We start from the raw sequence: 22869 nt of genomic DNA, 5'->3' as shown, positions 1-22869 counted from the left end.
ACGGAGTGCGTCCGCGAATCAAGTGGCCGGCGTGAGGATTTTGCGGGTCGTGGCGAGCAGGTACGCGACGCCGACGGCCGTGAGCGCGTAGGCGGCCGTGTAACAGCCGTAGACCATCGACAGATCTTGCAGGTGTTCTGGCAGCAGACTCGGTACGAGCATCAGCAGGCCGACGGTGGTGTACAGACACCGGAGGACGATGCGGTCCCGCCCGGCGACGGCGGTACTCGTCGCAGCCCACGCCAGCGCCGCGAACGGCACGATCAGTGTGACAGCGTGGTGCTTCCACGTCCGCTCGCTGAACAGCAACATGCCGAGGAGGATCAGCGAGAACTCGGCGGCGAGCATCGGCCCCGCCCGCGGCACGTCGGCCCGGTGCGTCGGCCAACGGCAGAACAGCACGACCGCCGCAGCAAAGACGACCATCAGCGACTTCACGATCGCCTGGGCCCCATCCGGCGACAGGCTCGCGAAGTTATTGAAGCCGGTGGCGAACTGCTTCCCCTCGTCGTCGTCGTAATCAACGAACGACGGCTCGGCCGTCAGCAGCCGGAAGACGACGCCGGGGATCGACTGGTTCGGGTGTTCCGTCGTCACCTTGCCGTCCACGACGAACGGCTTCACCATCTGCACGTACCAACTCGTCAGCAGTGTCTGGTTGTACTCCCACCCCAGCACCGCCCCCGGCACGACGGCCAGCCACAGGGCCAGCCCCGCGACCACGCCGAGGAGCGACCGCCACGCCCGCTTCCAGACGAAGTACGGCACGAACAGCGCCGGTGTGACCTTGCACGCGATGGCCAACGCCAGCACGACGCCGGCCGAGAAGTCCCACCGCCGGCAGAACAACGCCAGCGCCGCCGTCACCAGGAACGCGATCAGCAGGTTCACGTTGCCGTGTGCGAGGTCGCCGAGGATCGGGTGTAACGCCAGCACGACGGCCACGGCCTTCGCCCAGTCGGGTATTTCATTCCGAATTCCGAATTCCGAATTCCGAATTAAGGAGAAGGCCCAGGCGACCATCGCGAGGGCCATCACGACCTTGAGCGCGAACCACGTCATCGCCCCGACCAGCGGCGGCAGTTCCGCGAGCGGGTAGAGGATGAGGGCCATGATCGGCGGGTTCGGGTAGTTGAACGCGGCGTAGATGTTCGTGCCGCTGTCGAGGGCTTGAATCTGCGGCCGCCAGCGGAGGAACGCCGTGCGCGTCAGGTCGCCGAGGCGGCTCGGCTTCTCGGCCTTCGCGTAGTACCGCACGGCCGTGAGCAGGACGATCACGGCGACCGACAGGCCGAAGACCAGCCGCAACAGGGCCGCGGGGTTCTTCGCGGGCACGAACGGCCAGCGGAACGGCGTGCGAATCGACGGCGTAACTTCGGGCATCAGCGGCATCCTTGCGGGCAACAGCCCGGCAGTCTAGCGGATGCCGAGAAGCGGCGGCAAGGGGAAGTGAAGCCGGATGCTATTCCTCAGGTTCCGAAGTAGAACCGCCGAGGACGGCGTCGAAGGCGTGCCGCATAACCCACGCTTGCCGGGCCACCTCCGGCAGAACGGCGGCTTCTTCCAGGGCTTTGCGGAGGCGAGCCTTGATCTCGTCCGGAACGGAGACGCTGTTGACGAGCAGGCGGGCGGTGCAGCCGTAGACCTCGTAGCACCCGCGGCTGTCGCCGAGGTTGAAGGCCGGCGCGCCGATGGAGATGGCCGCGGCCAACAACTGCCGGACTTCGCTCGGGGCCAACGCGGGGCCGGTCGGGCCGCCCATCTCCAGCACCGCGTCGAAGCCGTGCCGCATCGCCCAAGCTTGCTTGTCGGAATCGTCGAGGGTGTCGCACACGTCGAGAGCTTCCCGCAGCCGCGTGCGGGCGGCGTCGGCCCCGGTCAGGGTGGCCAGGATCATGCGGGCGGTGCAAGAGTACACGTCGTAACACCCCTGGCGGTCGTCGAGGTTGTACGCCGGCGCGCCGATGGAGATGGCCATCTGAATGAACCGCTGCACGGCCGCCAGCGGGTCGTCCGGGACCGCCGGCGGCTCATCGTCATCGGGCAACAATGACTCGAACGCCTCGCGGATCACGTCCGGGTCGGAATCCGCCTCGGCCTCGTCGAGTGCCCGTTCCAGCCGGAAGTCAGCAACCTCGCTCAGCCCCCGCACCCGCCGCACCAACCGGGCGGCACACGCGAAGAGGTCGTAAGCCCCGGCCGCGTCACCGGCGTCGGTCGCCCGCCCGCCGAGTTCGACGGCCGCCCGCACCAGTCGCACGGCCGGCCCGAGGGGGTTGGAGTCGTCGTCGGTGGACATGAGGATTCACCCGTTAGCGATGCGCTGGACGACCGGCATCAGGTCGTTCATTTCCTCAATGCGGAGCATGCGAATGTCCCGCACGGCGGCTGCGAACCACGGCAGTTGCGCCGTCAGGTCGATGACGGCCACCATCACCGTCGCGGCCGTGACGTCCGGCCCGCCGAAGTACACGCTGCCCTGCTGCCACTGGAACTGATGCCGTTCCAGCACGCGGCGGATTTCGAGGTAGGCATTATTGTACGGGTCGCCGTAGTGGATACGGAGTTGCTCGATGTCCATGTCGAAGGCGACCGCGTACACGGTCGTCTCCCGTTTGAAGGAGGCAGGAAGGCCGGGGCGAATAGAACTCGGTCGGACATCGCGGGCGGTTACTGTTGCCATGAGAACTGCCTCAAGGTTCATTCGGCCGTGCAGGCGAAGTTTGCCCGAACTCACCAATCCCTGATCTCCGTCCACTCTTCCGACGCCTCGAAACCGGTCAGGTCGATTAACTCGTGGAGCGCGTCGCAGATGTCCTTCTGTTCGGGAAGACCGATCCAGGGGTCGCCCTTGATCCATTGCAACTCGTCGAACCGTTTGATGCCGCCGTTGATGGCCCCCCGGACCTGCCTCTTCGTGGGATTCGGACCGAGTGCAACGAGTCGGGCGGCTAGTCGAGTCACGGCGTCCTCGCATTGGACGATCAGTTCCGGCGAAATTGTCCCCTTCCAGTGGGCGAACGAAGGTTGACGACCGCGGGCGCGGAGTGCGGCCAGATTGGAAGGCGGTCGGCCCTGCTTCGCCAACCGTTTGACGAATTCCGTATCGACGCCGAACAATCCGCCGCGGATGAACGCAGCCAAGGACGGCTGACACGCTTCCAACTGGCCGACCTCGTGACCCAATCGCACGACCGTGCCGGCCTTGTGCCGGCCCACGTCCGATGCGCACACCCCCCAGAGGTCGCCGAACCCGTTCGACTGCGCGACGAAGACGACCCTCCTCAGAGCGTACCGCGGGGGTGACGGCTCGTAATCAGCGAGATGATTCGGAACATTCACCGACAAATACTTCGTGTCCAGGAACTGGATGTTTGGGGCGTGGCCGTGTGCCCGCCCGGCGGTCGTGGTGTACCATACGCCGTTGAACTCGGAGAGCATTTCCCGAACGTCGTCGGGAAGACGAACTCCGAGCGTCCGCTCGGCGGTGGCGAGTTGCTTCTCCGAAGCCGGCCGGCCGAACTTGTACCGCTCACCGTACTCCCGCTCGGCGGCCGGGGGCAGACTGTCATCGAGCAACTTTCGCCACTTCATCTCTCACCCTTATCACGAATCGGAATAAGCCGCGATTATACCATCCGCTCCTTCCCCGCGACAGCCGCTCGTCCGTCCGCTACCATCCCCTCATGGACTTCACCACGCTCATCCTCGCCGAACTCGCCCGCAAGGGGTACACGCCGCTCAAGCCGAAGCAACTCGCGAAGAAGCTCGCGGTCGGCGAGGCCGCGTACCCGGAGTTCCGCAAGACGCTCAAGTCGCTCGTCAAGGACGGCCGCATCGAACAGGGGAAGAACAACCACCTGCGGCCGGCCGATCAGTTCGGCTCCGTCGTCGGCGTCTACCGCCGCGTGCAGAACGGCAACGGGTTCGTCCGGCCGCACGCCGCCGACGGGCATCTGGTGAGCGACATCTTCATCCGCGAGGGCCGCGAGAAGGACGCCAGCACCGGCGACGAGGTGATGGTCAAACTCACCCGCCGGGCCAGCCAGTCGCGGGACGCGGCCGGCGAAATCATCCGCGTCGTCACGCGGGCCACCCGCACCTTCGTCGGCACCTACTTCGAGCGCGAGGGCGAGGCCTTCGTGCGCGTGGACGGCACCGCCTTCAGCCATAGCATTCTGGTCGGCGACCCCGGTGCGAAGGGGGCGAAGCCGCAGGACAAGGTCGTCATCGACATGCTGAAGTTCCCCACCGCCCACGACCGCGGCGAAGGGGTCATCACCGAAGTCCTCGGGCCGCTCGATCAGCCGGGCGTGGACCTGCTCACGATTGTTCGCGCCTTCGGCCTGCCGGAAGAGTTCCCGAAGGAGGCGCTCGACGAAGCCCGGTCGCAGGCCGACAAGTTCCGCGAGGAGGTCGGCACCCGCACCGACTTCACGAACGATCTCGTGGTGACGATCGACCCGAAGGACGCCCGCGACTTCGACGACGCCGTGAGCGTGGAGATCGACCCGAAGACGAAGAACTGGGTGCTGACCGTCCACATCGCCGACGTGGCCCACTTCGCCCCGCTCGGCGGGCCGCTGGATGCGGAAGCGAAGAAACGGGCGACGAGCATTTACCTTCCCCGCAAGGTCATCCCGATGTTCCCGGAGGTGATCTCCAACGGCCTCGCGAGCTTGCAGGAGGGGAAGCTGCGGTACGTGAAGACCGTGCGGATGGAGTTCACGCAGGCGATGCAGAAGGGGCACGTCGAATTCGGCAACGGCGTGATCCGCCCGCGGAAGCGATTCCACTACGAGGAAGTGCAGGCGGTCATCAACTCGTTCGACGGCAAGGCAGAACCGCCGACGGACCTTGCCCCGGACGTTCTCGCGATGCTCCGGCGGATGCGCGACCTGGCGGCGCTGATGCGGAAGAAGCGGTTCAAGCGCGGCTCGCTGGAACTGTCGATGCCGGAAGCCGTCCTTGAGTACGACGCCGACGGCCGGGTGAACGGGGCACACTTCGCAGTGAACGACGAGAGCCATCAGGTGATCGAGGAGTTCATGCTCGCGGCGAACGAGGCCGTTGCGGAACACCTGACGACGCTCGGCGTGCCGTTCCTGCGGCGGGTCCACCCGGCCCCGAAGGAGGAAAAACTCGAAGCCTTCGCCGACTTCGCCCGCATCCTCGGCTACCCGATGAAGCGGGCGCAGGATCGCTTCGAACTTCAGCGGTTGCTCCGCCTCACGGCCGACAAGCCCGAGCGGGCGGCCATCCACTACGCCCTGCTCCGCAGCTTGAAACAGGCCACGTACTCGCCGATTCAGGACGAGCACTACGCGCTCGCCAGCCAGCACTACTGCCACTTCACGTCGCCGATCCGCCGCTACCCGGACTTGGTCGTCCACCGGCTGCTCGACCGCTGGATTCGCCTGAAGAAAGTGAGTGCCGACATCGGCGAGATGCGGATGCTCGGCGATCATTGCTCGCGGATGGAACGGCGCGCGGAGACGGCCGAACGCGAGCTGGTGAAGCTAAAGCTGTTGCAATACCTCAGCACGCGGCTCGGCGAGCAACTCGACGCCGTCATCACCGGCGTGGCCGACTACGGCTTCTTCGCGCAAGCGGAGAAGTTCCCGGCCGAGGGGCTGGTCCACATTTCCAGCCTGACTGACGATTACTACAACCACGACGAGGCGTCGCACTCGCTGGAAGGCAGCCGTCGCAAGAAGCGGTACCGCCTCGGCGACCGCGTGCGGGTGGAGGTGGCCCGCGTGGACGTGCAACGGCGGATGCTCGACTTCCGGCTGGCCGGCGAGGGGCCGCCTACTTCTTCTTCGCGTCGAGAGGATGGTCCGCGAAGAACGCCCAGATCGTCTCGTTAACGTCGTCCTTCGTCGCCCACGTGTGGCCGTGGCCGGCGAGTTCGACGTACTTCACCTCGTGCCCTTCCTTCTCGTACCGCGTGCGGTTGTCGCGTGCCCAGTCGATCGGTTGCAGCCGATCTTTGTCGCCGTGGACGATCAGCACCGGGAACTTGCGGTCGGCCTTGATGCCGAGGATGGTCTGCATGCCGAGCAGCCCCGAGTGCGACGCCACGGCCGCCACGACCTTCGACCGCTCCTTGCCGACGAGGTGCGCGAAGTACCCGCCGTTCGACATACCGAGAACGTAGATGCGGTTCGCGTCGATCTTGTACCGGCCCTGCAACTCCTTCAAGAGTGCGTCGAAGAACGCAAGATCGGCCGTCACCTTCTCCGGCCGCAAGCCCCAAGTGCGGTCGATGGCGTTCGGGTAGGCGACGATGAACTTGTGCTTCTCGGCCGTGTCGTTCAGCTTCGTGTACTTCGGCATCGTGTCTTTGCTGTCGATCCCCATGCCGTGGAAGGCGATCACCAACGGGGCCGGCTTCGCGAGGTCCACCGCCTTCGGCACCACGAGCCGGTACTCGCGCTTCAGTGCGCCAACAGTCAGCGTCTCGTCCGGGAACTCGCCCGCCTTCGGGTCGGCGGCGCGGAGGGCTACGGGGAAGCAGAGCAAGGCGAGCGGCAACAAGCGGGTCATCGGCCGTCCTCACACGGTTGAGAGAAGTAACCCCGCCCGCGGCCGAAGGTTTCATCGGAACCTTCCGCCCGGCGGCGTGTCCGTTGGGGGAAACCGCCCGTATCCTCACCTGGAACGACCTTCCACCGTAGGAACATTCTCGCCATGTCGGACGCCGTCGCTGAACTGAAAACGCTGGAATCCCAGGGGCTGAGCGAGCTTGCCGCCTGCGCGGACGAACCCGCCCTGCGCGGGTGGAACACCAAGTTCTTCGGCGACAAGGGACTGGTGAAGGCTGCCCTCGCCGGCATCGGCAAGGTAGCGAAGGATCAACGGGCCACGTTCGGACAGGAGGCCAACCGCGTCAAGGTGGCCCTCGAATCGGCCTACGCGACGGCCCTGGACGCGGCGAAGGAGGTCGCCCTGCAAGCCAGCTTGTCCGGCCCCGGCCTCGACGTGACGCTGCCCGGCCGCACGCCGCCGCGGGGGCGGTTGCACCCGGCCACGCAAATCCTCCGCGACATCTACCGCATCTTCGGCGACCTCGGCTTCCAGATTTACCGCTCGCGGGAAGTCGAGTCGGACGAATTGAACTTCGAACTGCTGAACATGCCGCCGCACCACCCGGCCCGCGACATGTGGGACACGTTCTTCACGACCACGCCCGGCGCGATCCTCCGCACGCACACGTCGCCGGGGCAGATCCACGTCATGCGGGAGCAGTGCCCGAAGCCGATCCGCGTGATCCTGCCGGGCATGTGCTACCGGAACGAGGCGATCAGCACCCGCAGCGAAATCCAGTTCCTGCAAGTCGAGGGGCTGGTGATCGGCGAGGGCGTAACGATGGCCGACCTGAAGGGCACGATCACGGCCTTCGCCCGCCGGATGTTCGGCCCGGAACGGCAAGTGCGGATTCGCAGCAGTTACTTCCCGTTCACGGAGCCGTCGATCGAGGTGGACATCGACTGGCCGGCCGACGACCCGAACCGCGACCGCTTGACGAAGGGCACCGGCTGGCTGGAAATTCTGGGAGCCGGCATGGTCCATCCGACCGTCCTCCGCAACGGCGGGTACGACCCGGACAAAGTCACCGGCTTCGCCTTCGGCATGGGCCCGCAGCGGATGCTCATGCTCAAGCATGCGATCGACGACATCCGCCTCTTCTGGCAGAACGACCTGCGGTTCCTGGGGCAGTTCTAAAAGATCCGGCGAGCCGAGCACCGTGAGGTGCCGGGTGAATCACAACGCCATTCACCCGGCACCTCACGGTGCTCGGCTCGCCAAAAACGCTCTCACCCCTTCGCCAGCGTTCCGATCGGTTCGTTCACGTCGACCCGCGAAACCGGAGAGTTCGATGTCGAGCACGAGAGCAAAATCGGAAGGCGGACTGTCGATCCCTCCGTTTCTCTACGGCACGGCGTGGAAGGAGAACGAGACCCGGCGACTGACCGCACTCGCCCTCCAGGCCGGCTTCCGCGGGATCGACACCGCCAACCAGCGGCGGCACTACCACGAGGCGGCCGTCGGCGAGGCTATCGAAGCGGCCCTCAATAGTGGCGACGTGCGGCGCGAGGAATTGTTCGTCCAGACCAAGTTCACGTTTTTAAACGGGCAGGATCACCGCCTCCCCTACGACCCCAAGGCTCCGATCGCCACACAGGTCGAGCAGTCGTTCGCCAGCTCGCTCGATCACCTCAAGCTCTCGTTCGTGGACTCGTACGTCCTACACGGGCCGACGACGCGAGACCAATTTCTCGCCCTCGACTGGGAAGCGTGGCAGGCGATGGAGTCGATCCACGAGCGCGGCGGGGCACGCTACCTCGGCGTCAGTAACGTGAGCCTGGAGCAACTCCGGGTTCTCTTCGAAGGTGCCCGCGTGAAGCCCGCGTTCGTGCAAAATCGGTGCTACGCCGTCCACGGTTGGGACCGCGCCGTTCGCGCGTTCTGCACGGCGAACGGCATCGTCTACCAGGGGTTCTCCCTGCTCACCGCCAACCGCGGCGTGCTGGAACACCCGCGGGTCGGCAAGACGGCCGCCCGCCTCGGCCGCACGCCCGCACAAGTCGTTTTTCGATTCGCCCTCGACGTCGGGATGGTACCCCTGACGGGGACGACCGACGCGGGGCACATGAAGGCCGATCTTGAGGTACTCGACTTTCAACTCGCAGCCGAGGACGTTGCGGCAATCGAATCCTTGCTCGCGAAACAGTGACCGGCGGCCGGGTACCGTCGCGCCGCCATCCCCTCGGTACCCGATCCGATCGCACCGCACCCGGTAGAATAACCCGACGATTTCGCATCGCCCGCCAACGCAGGTGGTTACGCCGTCGCGTCTCGGACGGATGGTAGGCGGTTCAAGAGGAACGAAGGGCTGGACATGCGATACGGGTTTGATCGCGGTGCGGATTTCGGAATCGGACTACTTGCGGTGCTCATGGTGGGAATCGCCGCCACCTCGTTCGTCAACATCCGCCGCCTTTGGGATAACGCCGACCGGGTCACCCGGAGCCGGGAGCTGATCGACGACATTCACGCCGTTCGGTTCGATACCGTGCGCGTGCAAGCCGACCTGCGGGTGTACCTCGTCACCGGGTTCCCAGAGACGATCAAGCCCTACGAGGCATCCGCCGCCCGCCTTCAGGCCGACGCCGTCCGGCTCGCGGAGCAGACGGCCGACGACCCAGACCAGCAGCCCCTCGTCGCGGCCGCACGCGGGGAAATCGAGACGGGGATCGCCGCGTTCGACGGGGTGGTGAAACTCCGGGGCGGCCCCGGGGGGCACGACGCCGTCGTCGCCCTCTCCCGCGACCGGGGGTCCCGGAGTTTCGTCGATCCGCTACTCGATACGCTTACGAAGATGGACCGTGTCGAGCGGGAGCGGCTCGCGAAGCGAGAGGACGCGGCCCAGGAGGCGTACCGCAGCGCGATCTTCTACGGGATCGCCGCCGCCGGCGTTGGGCTCGTCGCCGTGGGGCTACTCGTCCTGACCCTCGCGCGGACCGCGCGGGCCCGGACCCGCGACAACCAGCGAGTGGCCGAGCAGCGGGAGTTACTGTCGGCAACGCTGTCGAGCATCGGGGACGCGGTCATCGCCACGGACGCGGCGGGCAACGTCACCTTCCTCAACCCGATCGCGGAGCGGCTCACCGGATGGCCGCAGGCCGAAGCCCGGGGCGTGCCGCTCAACCGGGTGTTTCACATCGTCAACGAGTCAAGCCGCGCGGCCGTCGAGAACCCCGCCATTCGCGCGTTGAACGAGGGGCTGATCGTCGGCCTGGCCAATCATACCATCCTCATCGCCAAAGACGGCACGGAGGTGCCGATCGACGATTCGGCCGCGCCGATCCGCTCCGGCGGGGCGGTCAGCGGGGCGGTGCTGGTGTTCCGCGACATCACCGAGAAGAAGCGGGCGGAGGCGACTCAAGCCCGGCTCGCGGCGATCGTCGAGTCGTCGGACGACGCCGTCATCGGCAAGACCCTCGACGGCACGATCGAGTCCTGGAACGCCGGGGCGGAGCGGGTGTTCGGCTACCCGGCCGTCGAGGCCGTCGGCCGGCACATCACCCTGATCATCCCGCCGGACCGGCTCGACGAAGAGCGGGGCATCCTCGAGCGGCTCCGCCGGGGCGAGCGGATCGACCACTTCGAGACGATCCGGGTAACCAAGAGCGGCAGCCTGGTCGACATCTCCCTGACGGTCTCGCCGATCCGCGACGCCGCGGGGCACCTCATCGGCGCGTCGAAGATCGCCCGCGACATGACCCGCATGAGGGCCGGCGAGCGGGCCTTGGCCGAGGCCCGCCGGCGGAGCGAGACGGCCCTGCAAGCGGGCGAAGTCGGCACGTACTACTGGGACATCGCCGGGGACCGCGTGACCGGGGACCGGAACTTTGTCGCCATCTTCGGCGTGCTCGCCGACGACCGCAGTTCGGCCCCCGTGCAGGACTTCCTGACGGCCATCCACCCCGACGACCGCGAGCGGGTCGGCACGGAGATCCGCCACACCCTCGAAACCGATTCCCCGTTCCACAGCGAGTACCGGGTGGCCGGGCCGGCAGGAGAGCGGTGGGTTCTCGCCCGCGGTGTCGTCGACCGCGACACCGCGGGCAAGCCGGTGGGGTGGGCCGGCGTGCTGGTGGACATCACGCGCCAGCGGGAGGCCGAACGGCGGCTCCGCGCGAGCGAGGAGCGGTTCCGGGCTCTGTTCGAGTCGATGGACGAGGGGTACTGCGTCGTCGAGCCGATACTCGACGGTACGGGCCGAGCGGTGGACTACCGGTACCTGCTCGCTAACCCGGCCCTCGAATTCCACACCGGCCTGCGGGACATCGTCGGCAAGACGGCCCGGGAGGTGATGCCCACCCACGAATCGCACTGGATCGAGGCGTACGCGCGGGTCGCGGCCACCGGCGAGCCGGTGCGGCGGACCGACCGCGTGGAGGACCTCGGGCGGTGGTTCGACGTGTCGGCGTTCCGGGTCGGCCCCGGCCGGGTCGGCGTCCTGTTCAACGACATCACGGCCCGCAAACAGGCCGAGGACGCCGTCCGCGCGAGCGAGGCGCGGCTGGCCGAGGTGTTCCAGCACGCCCCGTCGTTCATGGGGGTTCTCCGCGGGCCGGACCACGTGTTCGAGCTGGTCAACGCCCGGTACGACCAGCTCGTGAGCGGCCGCAAGCTGGTCGGGAAGGGGGTCCGGGACGCGCTCCCCGAGGTCGTCGGGCAAGGGTACATCGACCTCCTCGACCACGTCTACCGGACCGGCGAAGCGTTCGTCGGCACCGACGCCCGGGTGACGTTAGAACCAGGCGACGGCCGCCCCCCGGAGGAGCGGTTCATCGATTTCGTCTACCAGGCGATGCGGGACGCGACCGGGGCGGTAACCGGCATCCTCGTGCACGGGGTCGACCTGACCGCCCGCCGGCGGGCGGAGGAGGGGCTGCGGGCGAGCGAGGAGCGACTGCGGGTGGCGGTGGCGGCGGCCAAACTCGGTCAGTGGACCCTCGACCTGCGGACACAGGTGATGAACTGCTCGGACGGGTGCAAGGCGAACTACGGGCGAAGGCCCGACGACTCGTTTACGCACGAAGACCTCTGGGCCGCGGTCCACCCGGATGACCTCGACCGTGTGCGGGCGGCGGTCCGGGCCGCCGTCGAGACGCGGACCGACTACGACACCGAGTACCGGACGGTATGGCCCGACGGGAGCCAGCACTGGGTGCTCGTCCGGGGGCGCGCGTCGTACGCCCCGGACGGGGAGCCCGCGGGGATGACGGGCGTCACCCTGGACATCACCGACCGGAAACTGGCCGAAGTGCGGGAGCAGAAGGCGGCGAGCGAGGCGATGGCCGCCGCCGAGGCGGTCCGGTTCCTGTCGGACGCCAGCGCGTCGTTGGCGGAGTTGGTGGACTACGAGAGCACCCTCCACCGGATCGCCAACCTGGCCGTCGGCCGGTTCGCGGACTGGTGCGTGGTCGACGTACTGGACGATGCCGGGAACCGGCGGCGGTTGGCCGTCAACGGCGTCGAGGCGGCGACAGCCGCGTCCCCGGGGGCGGCGGAGACGGCCGTCGGCGTTCCGCACGTGCTCAAAACGGGTGAGCCGGAACTGGTGCCCGACGTGGCGGCACTGGACCCCGCGACCGCCCGCCAGGGGCCGGACCGGATCGAACAGTTGCGGGGCTGGGGCATCGAGTCGTACCTGGCGGTGCCGCTCCTGTCCCGCGGCCGGGTGATCGGGGGGATGACCTTCCTCAGTGCCTCGGCCCGCCGCCGGTACGGCCGGGAGGAGTTGCTGATCGCCCAGGAACTGGCGGTGCGGGTGACGACGGCCATCGAGAACGCCTCGCTGTACCGGACGCTCCAGGACCAGGACCGGCGGAAGGACGAGTTCCTGGCCACGCTCGCGCACGAACTCCGCAACCCGCTGGCCCCCGTGCGGAACGGCGTGCAGATTCTCCGGGCGACGCTCCCGGGCGATGACCGGACGGGCAAGACGCTCTCCATGATGGACCGCCAACTCGGGCACATGGTGCACCTCGTGGACGACCTGATGGACGTGGCCCGGGTATCGAGTGGCAAGGTGGTTCTTCGGAAGGAACGGGTGGAACTGCGGGCGGTGGTCGACGCGGCGGTGGAATCGACCCGGCAGACGGTCGAAGCGGGCGGGCACGAACTGGCCGTGGACCTCCCGGCCGAGCCACTGGTGTTCGACGCAGACAAGACGCGGCTGGTACAAGTGCTGGCCAACCTGCTGAGCAACGCCGCCAAGTACACCCCGCACGGCGGGCGGATCGCCGTGTCGGCGCGGCGGGCGGACGGGCACGCGGAAGTTCGGGTGGCGGACACGGGCGTCGGCATCACGGCCGAAATGCTGCCCAAGGTGTTCGAGATGTTCACGCAGGTGGGGACCAGCCTGGAGCGGTCGCAGGGCGGGCTGGGGATCGGGCTGACGCTGGTCAAGCGACTGGTCGAAATGCACGGCGGGTCGGTGTCCGCCGAGAGCCCGGGGCCGGGTCGGGGCAGCACGTTCGTCGTCCGCCTGCCCCTTGCGGACGCGGCCACGCCGTTGCCCTCCACCGGCCCGCCGGAAGAAACCCCGGCGGCGGCGCGGCTGCGCGTGCTTGTGGTGGACGACAACGTGGACGCGGCCGTAAGTCTGGCGATGTTGTTGGAAATGAAGGGGCACGAGGTGCGGGTGGCGCACGACGGGCCGGACGCCCTGCGAGTGCTGGGGTCGTACCGCCCACGCCTGGTCGTGCTCGACATCGGGCTGCCAGGGATGACCGGGTACGAAGTCGCCCGCCGCATCCGGGCGAGCACGGAACTCGAGGGCGTGGCGCTGGCGGCCCTGACCGGATGGGGCCAGGACGAGGACCGTCGGCGGTCCCGCGCGGCCGGGTTCGACTACCACCTGACGAAGCCCGCCGACCCCGGTGAAATCGACCGCATCCTCGGCGAAGTGAGCGCGACGTAGCCGCCGGAGGCGCGAAAAATTCCGACTAGCCGCCGGCGGCTCGGAAGCCGTGGTCGAACAGGAGTTGCCATTCGAGGAGTTGAACCCGCTTGGCGATGTCCTCGCCCGGCGTGCCAGTGCCGCGGACGCGCTCGCAGAAGTCCACGAAATCCTGGGGAGTGGTGTAATCGTAGCCCACGGACGGAGCCTGTTCGACGAGTTGCTTCAGGACCGGGTGCGAGCCAACCTTCCGCCACCAGTACTTGCTGTTGAAGGCGTCCGGTTCGCGGCGGTGCATGACGGCGTGCCAGAAGCTGCCGGTGCTGGTAGAGATGTCCTGGCTGATGGTGTGCGAGTCGTCGAGGAAATCGTGGTAGAGCCACAACCCCGCGTGGCACGCATTCGGCAGTTCGACGGCCGCCAATTTCGCCCGCACCGCCTCGTTCGGCGTGCCGGGGCCGAGGGGCATCAGGCGTGCGCCGTCGCCGAGGATCGCGGCGACAGCGGGGCCGTAACTCGTGGGGTCGAACGTCACGCTACCACTTCCTTCACGACGTGGCCGGTGACGCCGGTGATCCGCTGGTCGAGGCCGTTCAGGCGGTACGTCAGCTTCTCGTGGTCGAAGCCGAGCAGGTGCAGAATCGTCGCGTGGAAGTCGGCGACGTGGGCCTTGCCGTCCACGCCCTTCAGGCCGAAGTCGTCGGTCGTGCCGTAGACCGTACCGGCCTTGACGCCGCCGCCGGCCATGAGCATCGAGAAGCCGTAGGGGTTGTGGTCGCGGCCGGTCGTCCCCTCGCTCATCGGCGTGCGGCCGAACTCGCCACCCCAGATGACGAGTGTGCTGTCGAGCAGGCCGCGCTGCTTCAAGTCTTTGAGCAGCGCGGCGGTCGGCCCGTCGGCGCGTTTGCAGAGGCGGGTGTGGTTGCCCTCGATGTCGCTGTGGGCGTCCCACTGACTGCCGGGGCCGCAGTAGACTTGCACGAATCGCACGCCGCGTTCCACCAGCCGGCGGGCGAGCAGGCAGCGGTGGCCGAACTCGGCCGTCTCCTTCCGGTTCAGGCCGTACTGCTCTTTCGTCTGCTCGGATTCCTTCGACAGATCGACCGCTTCCGGGGCGGCTGTCTGCATGCGGAAGGCGAGTTCGTAGGCCGCCTGCCGGGCGTCGAGATCGGTGTCGCCGGGACGGGCCTTCTTGTGGATCTCGTTCAGGTCGCCGATCAGGTCGAGTTTCGCCCGCTGCCGCTTCTCGCCGACTTCTTCCGGCGTCTTCAGGTTCAAGATCGGGCTGGAACCGCCGCGGAAGTGCGTGCCCTGGTACGTCGGCGGCATGAAGCCGGTGCCCCAGTTGCGGGCGCCGCCGAAGACTTCGCCAGTGCCCTCGGTGAAGACGACAAAGCCGGGCAGGTTCTTGTTCTCGCTGCCGAGGCCGTAGAGCGCCCAACTGCCGAGGCTCGGCTTGCCGGCAAGGACGCTGCCGGTGTTCATCTGGCAGACGCTCCCGACGTGGTTGAGGCCGTCGGCCCAACACGCCCGCATGATCGCCCAGTCGTCGGCCGTCTTCGCCATCTCGGGCAGCCAGTCGGAGAAGTCGTGGCCGCACTTCCCGGCCTTCGTGAACTTCCGCTTGCTGGCGAGGAGCGTGTTGCCACCGGTGCCCATCGGCGTGATGACCTTGCCGAAGCTGTCGGGCAGTTTCTGGCCGTGCCGCTTCGTGAGTTCCGGCTTCGGGTCAAACAGGTCGATGTGGCTCGGCCCGCCTTCCATGAACAGGAAGATGACCGACTTCGCCTTCGCGGGGAAGTGCGGCGTCTTCGGCGCGAGCGGGTCGGCCTTGCTCTCGGCGGCCTCGGCCATCATCGCGGAGAAAGCGAGTGCCCCGAAGCCGCCGCCGGCCAGTTGCAGGAAGTCGCGGCGAGAGCGGAACGCGGGAACATGTGCCATCGGATGGCTCCGTCGGGTGGGTGCTATCAGCGTACCACTTCCGTCGGCCGGGAACCAGCGGGAACCAACGCTCCTATAACGTCTTCATGCACGACTACTACCTCTGCCTCACGCTCCTCGGCCGCGCGGACGAATCCGAATCGGCGTTCAAGTCGCGGCTCTACGCCTTCTGGACGCACATCCTCCGCAACCGACCGGACGACTACGAGGGCGTCTACTCCGAGGCGGTCGAGTTCGAAGAAGAGGCCGGCCGCGTGTCGCGACAGTACATGATTCAGCCGAACGTCGCCGACGCGATCGCTGCCGACCTGACGGCCCACGGCGTCGACTTCCATCCGGTGGACCGCGACGACCACTACTCGAAGGCCGAGGCGTCGTCGTCCGAGTGGTTCCAACTCGACTGACTTCCCCTCGCCTTCGCCCGGCGGCTGGTGTCTAATGGCAGTCGTCCCAGGGAGGGCGACGGATGCGGCGATTGCTCGTCACGGCCATGTGCCTCGGCCTCTTCACCCCCCTCGCGTCGGCTCAGAAGGCTGACGACATCACCGAAGGCGGTGGCTTACGAGATCCCAAACCCACCGAACCCTTCGGCGATCCCGCGGCCGGGCGGCCGCTGCCGCCGGGGGCGTTCGCCCGCCTCGGCTCGTCGCGGATGCGGTCGCGGTCGGATTACTCCAACGGCTTGCAGTTCTCGCCGAACGGCCAACGGCTGATCGTCGCCGCCGGTCGCGATGACCTATGGTGGTACGATCCGACGACCGGCAAGACCTTGCACCACCACGAGTACCCCGCCCGCGACATCAAGTGCGGCCGCCTGTTCGACGACGGCCGACTCGTGCTCTTCCACAGTCGCAACGTCGGTGACAAGGCTTCGTACTTCGTCATGCGGTTCGACCCGAGCACGGGGAAAGTCGCCTCCGATGACGCCGTCAACATCACCGACGTGAGCGAGGCCGAGTTCGATTCCCGGGCGACGGCCGTAGCGGTCGTGTGGAACAAGACCGTCACCGTGTACGACGCCAAGACCGGCGAGCAACGGTGGACGCGGACCGGCGGCGAAAAACTCGAGCACGCCCCGAGGTTCTTGGCCGACGGCGCGAAGTTGCTCGTCCCCGGTTCCCTCGGCACAACCACCGTCCACGACGCCAAGACGGGCGAACCGCTCCTCACCCTCGCAAGCCCCAACGGCGAGCGAGACAAGTGGGCCGCCTCGGAAGCGAGCCCGTCGCCGGACGGCCGGTTCCTCGCGGCCTCCGGGCCGCACGACCACGTCTACGTCTGGGCGGTCGCGTCGGGAAAGGTTCTCCACCGCTTCGACAAACAGCGGAAGGCCCTCGGCTTCACGCCCGACGGCCGCCGCCTGTTCCTCGCCGGGCCGGACGAGTCCGCGAGTATCTGGAACGTGACGACCGGCAAGCGGGAGTGCGAGTTCTCGCTGCCGAAGGCGGACAAAGCCACCCTGTCGCCGGACGGGAAGCGGATCGTGGTGGTGCTGGATGACGCCGTGCTCGTTTACGACGTGCCCGCGAGCGGCCCGCCGACGCCGTCGGCCGTCACCGCCGACCTGCCGGGGCTACCTGACCAACTGCGGTTCGACGCCGACGGCACGCTCGTCGGCCGCCTGCGGGGGTGGAACGGCTGGGCCGTCTGGAAGGACCGCAAGCCGCAGACGCACCTGCTCCGGCCGGTCGGCAAGGGAACAGTCGTGGGGCTGGCCGCCGACCGTCGGCAGATGCTTTCTCTGTTGGAGACGGAGGCTTCGGTTTCCGGGCCAGACGGCGGCACCGCGGCCACGTTCACCGTCGATGTCGCCGGCTCGTCGGCCCATTCCCTCGCGGCCCTCTCGGCCGACGGCCGCACCGCTGTCGCCGCCCACAACGACGGGCTGACCCGCTTCGACGTGCCCACCCGCACCAGCACGCTGATCCGCAGCCGGTTCAAAGACCGCGGGGCCGGCACCGCGGCGGTGATTTCCGCCGACGGCCGGACCGCCGCCACCGAGGGGTATGACTCCGTCAGCGACGCGCGGTACGTCGAGGTCTACTCGCTGACCACGAACCGCCCGGTCCGGGAATTTCCGATCCGCGGTCCACTCGACCGCATGGCGATCTCGCCCGACGGCCGGCGGTTGGCCTTCGCCTTCATCACGAACAGCCGACAGAGCAACCTGGAGAAGAACCTGATCGTCGTCGACCCGGAGGCGGGCACGGAGTTGCTGCGACTCGGCCCGATGGCGAAGGGGGAAGACCTACGGTTGGCCCTGTCGTCGGACGGCCGCACCGTCGCGTGGCACATGAGTAGCGAACTGCGAATCTACGAGTTGCTCACCGGGCAACTGCGGGCGAGATTGCCGGCACCGAAGGACGACCTGCACGGCATCGCGCTCGCCGGCGACGGCCGAACGCTGGCGGCGGCCGGCCCCGGTTGGCCGGTCATCCTCTGGGACATCGCCGGCGGCGTTACCTTTCACCCGTTGTCCGCCCCGCCCGAGTGGGAAGCCGCCTGGGCCGCCCTCGCCAAGCCCGATGCGATGTCGGCCTACCACGCCGCCCGGCGGATGGTGCTGACGCCCGTCGAGGCGGCCGCGTTCCTCAAGCAGAAGTTGTCGCCGACCACCCCGCCGGACCCCGGCGTGCTGGCGAAGTGGATCGGCAAGCTCGACGCCCCCGCCTTCGTCGACCGGCAACAGGCCGTGAAGGAATTGCAGACCTTCGGCGAACTGGCCGTGCCGGAACTGAAGCGAACCCTGGAAGCGACGGAATCGGCCGAGGCCCGGCAGCGGATCGAGAAGCTGCTCACGGCCTCCGCCAAACCGACGCCGGAAGCGGTCCGCACCATCCGGGCCATGGAAGCGCTAGAATGGCTCGGCACGGCCGACGCGAAGGCGATCGTGAAGGCACTCGCCGCCGGGGCCGAGGGTTCGCGGCAAACGCAAGAGGCCCGGACCGCGTTAGGCAGGATGAAGTAACATGCTCCGCGTGATGGCCAGCACGTTCGCGATTCTGCTGCTGGCGGCCGCCGGCGGTCGTGCCGAGCCGTTCGAGCCGAAGTTGTTGTCGAAGCTCGGGTCGGACCGCTTCCGCTACCCGGGCGCGATCACGCATATCACCGTCTCTGCCAACGGCAAGTACGTCGCCGTCGCCGGGTCCGCGCCAACGCGGGTGTACGACTTCGCGACCGGCCGACTTGCGTGGATGATGCCCGGCGACCAAGAGGGAAACTTCTCGCTGACCTACGCCGAAGGGTTTCGCGGCGATCACTTCGTGGCGTTCCGAATCGACTCGCTGAGGGGGCTGGTCGTTCAGCACTTCGACTTTCGATCCCCTCACCCGGTCCACACCGCGCTCTTAAAGTTGGACGTCGGCGAAGCGGCCGCGATCAGCCCCGACGGCACGCTTTTGGCCATCCCCATTGGGCGGCGGGTCCGGCTGTTCGACACGCAGACCGGCCGCGACGTGAACCGCGTCCTGCTGCCCCGCGGCAGCGGCAATGCGGAAGAAGTGGTGTTTTCCGCGAACGGTCGGCGGTTGGCGGTGAAGGTCAACAAGGGCACCGTTCACACGTTCGATTGCCTCACCGGCCGCGAACTCGCCCGGTTCAAGCCCCGGCCGGCGACGCGCGAGTTCACCCTCTCGCCCGACGGCAATCGACTGTCGGCGATACTGGAAGACAACAGCCTCGAATCGCTGAACCTGCTCACCGGCGAGCGGAAGAAGTGGAGGGTCGGCGATCAGACGTTCGACCACGTCGTCGGCCTGAACGACGATCAGCTTCTCACGATGGAACTGACCCGGGGAACGTGGCAGGTGTTCGACGCGGCGACCGGGCGACTGGTGCGCAAGATGCCGGCAATGACCAACTCGGCCGAGTCGTTCGTCGAAGCCCTCGCCCTGACCCCCGACGGCCGCACGCTGCTGTGCGGTTCAAACGGCGGTTCCGTCTGCGACGGCGTTGTCACCGCCTGGGACATCGCGACCGGCCAGAAGCGGCCTCAATCCGCCGACGAACAGGCGAACTGCACGCGGTTCCTCTTCCACGGCACCGACCGATTGAGCGGCCTTCAGAGCACGTTCTCCATCGTGGACGGCGGGCCGGTCTCGACCTGGCGACGGTGGCAAATGGCGACCGGCCGCGGCGGCCCGCTCCCGACGCAACGCGGGCTGTCGGAGAGGAACCTCTCGCCGGACGGCCTGTGGCTGATTTCCGTGCGCGATAACCGCGTCACGATGGTAAACACGGTCACGGGCAAACCGGCCCGCACCCTGACGTTGCCGCCCGAGACGGACGTGTCGGCCGTGTGGTTCTACCAGGACGCCCGACGGGTCGGCGTCAACGTCGGCAACGCCGTGCTCATCTGGGACCTGGCCACCAACCGCACGCGACGAATCGACACGAACCAGAACGGGGCGAACGCCGTGATTTCGTCCGGCCGGTGGTTCGCGTGGTGGGTGGAGTTCGGCGAGTCCGACAAGCCCTCGCGGAACGTGCTGCGGACGCTCGACCTGGAGACGGGTCGGGTCGGGTGCGATCTGACATTCCCGACGCGGGACGACGATTGGCGGTTCACGCCCGACGGCCGACTCGTGCGGTCCGCGATCGCACAAGCCATCACTCCCGACGCAACGGCCGCCGCGTCGCAAGACCTTTCCGTCCTCGACCCCGCGACCGGACGGGTGATCCGCCGGTTCACCGTCGCGGCCGGCGAACGGTTACTCGACATCTCTGCCGACGGGCGGACGGTTCTGACCGCCGCGAATAACGAGTTCGAGGACACCACGGAAGGCTCGGTTGGCGTGACCGAGGCGGCGACGGGCAAGGTCCGCTGGCAACTGCCAGCCTTACCCGATTGGGCCGTCACCGGCGGCAGCTTCGCCCCCGACGGCCGGCGACTCGCGGTCGGCACCACCGACGGCTTCGTCCGTGTCTGGGACATCGGCGGCACACGCACGTCGCCCGACGCGCTCACGGCCGCCCGGCTGTGGGACGAACTTGCCGGGCCGGACGCGGAGAAGGCGTTCGCCGCCATCGTCGCACTCGGGCACGTCCCGGAGGTAGCCGTGCCGTTGTTGCAGGCGAAGGTCGGGCCGGCCGTGCCGGTCGCGGAGGCAAACATCGAACGCTGGCTGCGCGACCTCGATTCGCCGGTGTTCGCCAATCGCCGGGACGCGACGCGGAACCTTCGTCCCCTCGCGACCCGCGTCCGGCCGGCGATGGAATCGTTGTTGAAGACGACTCCGTCGCCGGAGGCTCGCGAACGGCTGACCGACTTGCTGGAGAGCGCCACCCGGCCGATGCCGGCCGAAGTGAAAGTGATCCGGGCCGTCGAGGTACTGGAACGCATCGCCACCGACCGGGAACTGAGTGCCGACGGCCGGGCGAGCGCGATTGAATTACTGCGGTCGTGGGCGGCCGGGGCCGACGGCGCGACGATGACCACCGAGGCGAAGGAGACGCTCAATCGGCTTCGGTTGTCGGTTCAATCGCCGCCACCAGTTCTGCCGGCGTCCGCACCAGGAACGTTGGGTTCCCCTGCACCAGCAGCGCTTCCGCGTTGAAGCCCCACGTCACCGCGGCCGACGCCACTTTCGCCCGGCGGGCCGCTTCCACGTCGCGGAGTTCGTCGCCGACGTACAACAACGACTCGCGCGGGATCGCCTCGCGTCGCAAGATTCGCCGCAGGGCTTTCGCCTTACCGAACAGCCGCGGGTAACCGACGATGAACGCGAAGCGGTCCTCGATGCCGTTCGCCCGCAGGCACGCCCGGATCGCGTCCTCCCAGTTCGACGACAGAATTCCGAGTCGACAGCCGCGGTCGGCCAGGACGGTCAGCATCTCGGGCACGCCCGCGAACAGCTTCAGTTGCCCCGCATCCTTTGCCGTCTCAGCTTGGAGGGCGCGGACCAGTCGCGGCAGCTTCCAGAAGCTCACGCCGAGTTGCTTGAACAGTTCGCGCGTCGGCATGTGCCGGGCCGTCGCGAGGTCGAGGGAGGGGTTCAGCCGAAACTGCGGCGCGACGTGACGGAACGCGGCGATCAGGCTCGCCAGCGAGTCGGCCAGCGTGCCGTCGAAGTCGAAGACGACGTGTCGGTAGGTCATGGACTGGCCCCCGCGTTTTTCATTTTCCGCCTCGAAGCTCCCGCGTTCGTCGTGTACACTCTTCTCACCTGCCATCATTCCCTTCGAGAGATACTCTCCATGACCAAACTCTCGCGACGTTCCTTCCTGCAAACCTCGGCCGCCGCCGGGGCGTTCACCCTGGCCAGCAGTTACGGCCGCACCGCCGGGGCGGGCGAAAAGCTCAACGTCGGCCTCATCGGGGCCGGCGGCCGGGGGTCGTCGATCATCCGCGAAGTCTTGAAGAACACGCACAACGTCGTGGCCGTCTGCGACGTGGCGGGGTTCCGTCGGGAGAAGTTTAGCAAGTTGGTCACGGATGCGGGGCAGGAGAAGCCGACGCAGTACACCGACCACCGCGCGCTGCTCGACCACAAAAACCTCGACGCGGTCGTGATCGCCGCCCCGGACCACCACCACCGCGACCTGCTCATCGCCACCATGAAGGCCGACAAGGACACCTACGTCGAAAAGCCGCTGACGAAGTCGATCGACGAGGGCAAGGAGATGATCGAGGCCGTCCGGGCCACGAAGCGGATCGTGCAGGTGGGCAACCAACGGCACAGCGGCCCGCACTGGAAGAAGGCCCGCGACCTGATCCAGTCGAACGACTTCGGCGAGATCGTGTGGGTGAAGGTGTGGGACTGCCGCAACTGGGTGAAGCGCGACCCGTTCGCCCCGCCGAAGGACTTCACCAAGGACGTGCAGAAGACCGTCGACTGGGACGCCTTCCTCGGCAAGGCCCCGAAGCGGGACTTCAACCCCGTCCGGTACTTCTCGTGGCGGTGGTACTGGGACTACGCCGGCGGTCTGATGACGGACATCGGCGCGCACCAACTCGACATCGTCCAGTGGCTCGGTGGCGTGGACGCCCCCAAGAGCGTCGTGGCCAACGGCGGCAACTACTACTTCAAGCAGTGGGAGACGCCCGATGTGGTCCACGGCGTATGGGACTACGGCAAGTTCGCGGCCACCTTCTCCGTGGAGTTCGTCAACGGGGCCGAGGGCGTCGGCTGTGCCTTCTACGGCACGAAGCAGACGCTCATCGCCGACGCCGATAAGGAAATCCGCCTGTACAACACGATCGACAAGATCGACGAAACGATCAAGCCGATCGACACCTGGGCGTCCAAGAACGAGACCGACCTGCACGTGAAGAACTGGCTGGAGTGCTGCGTCAGTCGCAAGGAGCCGAACAGCCCGATCGAACTCGGCCACCGCGTCATCACCGCGGCGCACCTGGCGAACCTGTCGTACCGCACCGGGAAGAAGGTTTACTGGGACGCCGAGCGCGAGCAGGTCATTGGTGGATAAGTGGGCGAAAGCCCAGGCAC

16 protein-coding genes are annotated in these 22869 nt (G+C 67.5%); 8 read left to right on the top strand and 8 right to left on the bottom strand.

Annotated features, from left to right (window positions below; genetic code table 11):
- Positions 1–18: 18 nt before the first annotated feature.
- The 4 genes from PX52LOC_RS09010 to PX52LOC_RS08995 all read right to left on the bottom strand — a co-directional run bounded on the left by PX52LOC_RS09010 (position 19) and on the right by PX52LOC_RS08995 (position 3594).
- Positions 19–1383, bottom strand: coding sequence for a glycosyltransferase family 87 protein (locus tag PX52LOC_RS09010; RefSeq protein ID WP_168218879.1), 1365 nt, complete (start codon positions 1381–1383; stop codon positions 19–21).
- A 79-nt stretch (positions 1384–1462) separates the two neighbouring features.
- Entirely contained in the window at positions 1463–2299 is an 837-nt protein-coding gene (locus PX52LOC_RS09005) for a hypothetical protein (RefSeq protein WP_149109782.1), read from the bottom strand.
- Between the two features lie 6 nt (positions 2300–2305).
- Entirely contained in the window at positions 2306–2602 is a 297-nt protein-coding gene (locus tag PX52LOC_RS09000) for a virulence factor (protein ID WP_168218878.1), read from the bottom strand.
- Between the two features lie 131 nt (positions 2603–2733).
- Positions 2734–3594 carry an SMI1/KNR4 family protein gene (locus tag PX52LOC_RS08995; RefSeq protein WP_149109780.1) on the bottom strand — a complete coding sequence of 287 codons (861 nt, stop codon included), beginning with the start codon at positions 3592–3594 and terminating at the stop codon, positions 2734–2736.
- Between the two features lie 92 nt (positions 3595–3686).
- On the opposite strand from PX52LOC_RS08995, the gene rnr reads away from it, so the two are divergent.
- A complete protein-coding gene (gene rnr / locus PX52LOC_RS08990) occupies positions 3687–5870 on the top strand; it encodes a ribonuclease R (RefSeq protein ID WP_149109779.1) in 2184 nt (727 codons plus the stop codon).
- Here rnr and PX52LOC_RS08985 read toward each other — a convergent pair.
- On the bottom strand, positions 5812–6549 hold the full coding sequence (locus PX52LOC_RS08985) for an alpha/beta hydrolase family esterase (protein WP_149109778.1): 738 nt from the start codon (positions 6547–6549) through the stop codon (positions 5812–5814). The two genes, rnr and PX52LOC_RS08985, sit on opposite strands and share 59 nt — an antisense overlap.
- A 144-nt stretch (positions 6550–6693) precedes the next feature.
- Between PX52LOC_RS08985 and PX52LOC_RS08980 the strand changes: the two genes are divergently transcribed.
- The 3 genes from PX52LOC_RS08980 (at position 6694) to PX52LOC_RS08970 (ending at position 13501) form a co-directional block, all read left to right on the top strand.
- On the top strand, positions 6694–7728 hold the full coding sequence (locus PX52LOC_RS08980) for a phenylalanine--tRNA ligase subunit alpha (RefSeq protein ID WP_149109777.1): 1035 nt from the start codon (positions 6694–6696) through the stop codon (positions 7726–7728).
- A 154-nt stretch (positions 7729–7882) separates the two neighbouring features.
- The gene (locus tag PX52LOC_RS08975; RefSeq protein ID WP_149109776.1) at positions 7883–8740 is read left to right on the top strand and encodes an aldo/keto reductase family protein; all 858 of its coding nucleotides are present in this window, start codon (positions 7883–7885) and stop codon (positions 8738–8740) included.
- Between the two features lie 165 nt (positions 8741–8905).
- Positions 8906–13501 carry a PAS domain S-box protein gene (locus tag PX52LOC_RS08970; RefSeq protein ID WP_149109775.1) on the top strand — a complete coding sequence of 1532 codons (4596 nt, stop codon included), beginning with the start codon at positions 8906–8908 and terminating at the stop codon, positions 13499–13501.
- 25 nt (positions 13502–13526) lie between these two features.
- Here PX52LOC_RS08970 and PX52LOC_RS08965 read toward each other — a convergent pair whose 3' ends face one another.
- Positions 13527–14015 carry a hypothetical protein gene (locus tag PX52LOC_RS08965; protein WP_246173679.1) on the bottom strand — a complete coding sequence of 163 codons (489 nt, stop codon included), beginning with the start codon at positions 14013–14015 and terminating at the stop codon, positions 13527–13529.
- A complete protein-coding gene (locus PX52LOC_RS08960; protein WP_149109774.1) occupies positions 14012–15421 on the bottom strand; it encodes a DUF1501 domain-containing protein in 1410 nt (469 codons plus the stop codon). Before PX52LOC_RS08960 ends, PX52LOC_RS08965 begins: the two co-directional genes overlap by 4 nt.
- A gap of 86 nt (positions 15422–15507) precedes the next feature.
- Between PX52LOC_RS08960 and PX52LOC_RS08955 the strand changes: the two genes are divergently transcribed.
- The 3 genes from PX52LOC_RS08955 to PX52LOC_RS08945 all read left to right on the top strand — a co-directional run bounded on the left by PX52LOC_RS08955 (position 15508) and on the right by PX52LOC_RS08945 (position 20976).
- Positions 15508–15825 carry a hypothetical protein gene (locus PX52LOC_RS08955; RefSeq protein ID WP_149109773.1) on the top strand — a complete coding sequence of 106 codons (318 nt, stop codon included), beginning with the start codon at positions 15508–15510 and terminating at the stop codon, positions 15823–15825.
- A 62-nt stretch (positions 15826–15887) separates the two neighbouring features.
- The gene (locus PX52LOC_RS08950; RefSeq protein WP_149109772.1) at positions 15888–18389 is read left to right on the top strand and encodes a WD40 repeat domain-containing protein; all 2502 of its coding nucleotides are present in this window, start codon (positions 15888–15890) and stop codon (positions 18387–18389) included.
- A 1-nt stretch (position 18390) separates the two neighbouring features.
- A complete protein-coding gene (locus PX52LOC_RS08945) occupies positions 18391–20976 on the top strand; it encodes a WD40 repeat domain-containing protein (protein ID WP_149109771.1) in 2586 nt (861 codons plus the stop codon).
- Here PX52LOC_RS08945 and PX52LOC_RS08940 read toward each other — a convergent pair.
- The gene (locus tag PX52LOC_RS08940; protein WP_168218877.1) at positions 20876–21517 is read right to left on the bottom strand and encodes an HAD-IA family hydrolase; all 642 of its coding nucleotides are present in this window, start codon (positions 21515–21517) and stop codon (positions 20876–20878) included. The genes PX52LOC_RS08945 and PX52LOC_RS08940 overlap by 101 nt on opposite strands.
- Positions 21518–21616: 99 nt before the next feature.
- On the opposite strand from PX52LOC_RS08940, the gene PX52LOC_RS08935 reads away from it, so the two are divergent.
- Entirely contained in the window at positions 21617–22849 is a 1233-nt protein-coding gene (locus PX52LOC_RS08935; RefSeq protein ID WP_149109769.1) for a Gfo/Idh/MocA family oxidoreductase, read from the top strand.
- Positions 22850–22869: the final 20 nt, after the last annotated feature.

The organism is Limnoglobus roseus (genome assembly GCF_008254045.1).
Taxonomy (GTDB): Bacteria; Planctomycetota; Planctomycetia; order Gemmatales; family Gemmataceae; genus Limnoglobus; species Limnoglobus roseus.
Note: the sequence above shows the minus strand (reverse complement) of the source record. Positions and strands in the feature narration are given on the sequence as shown.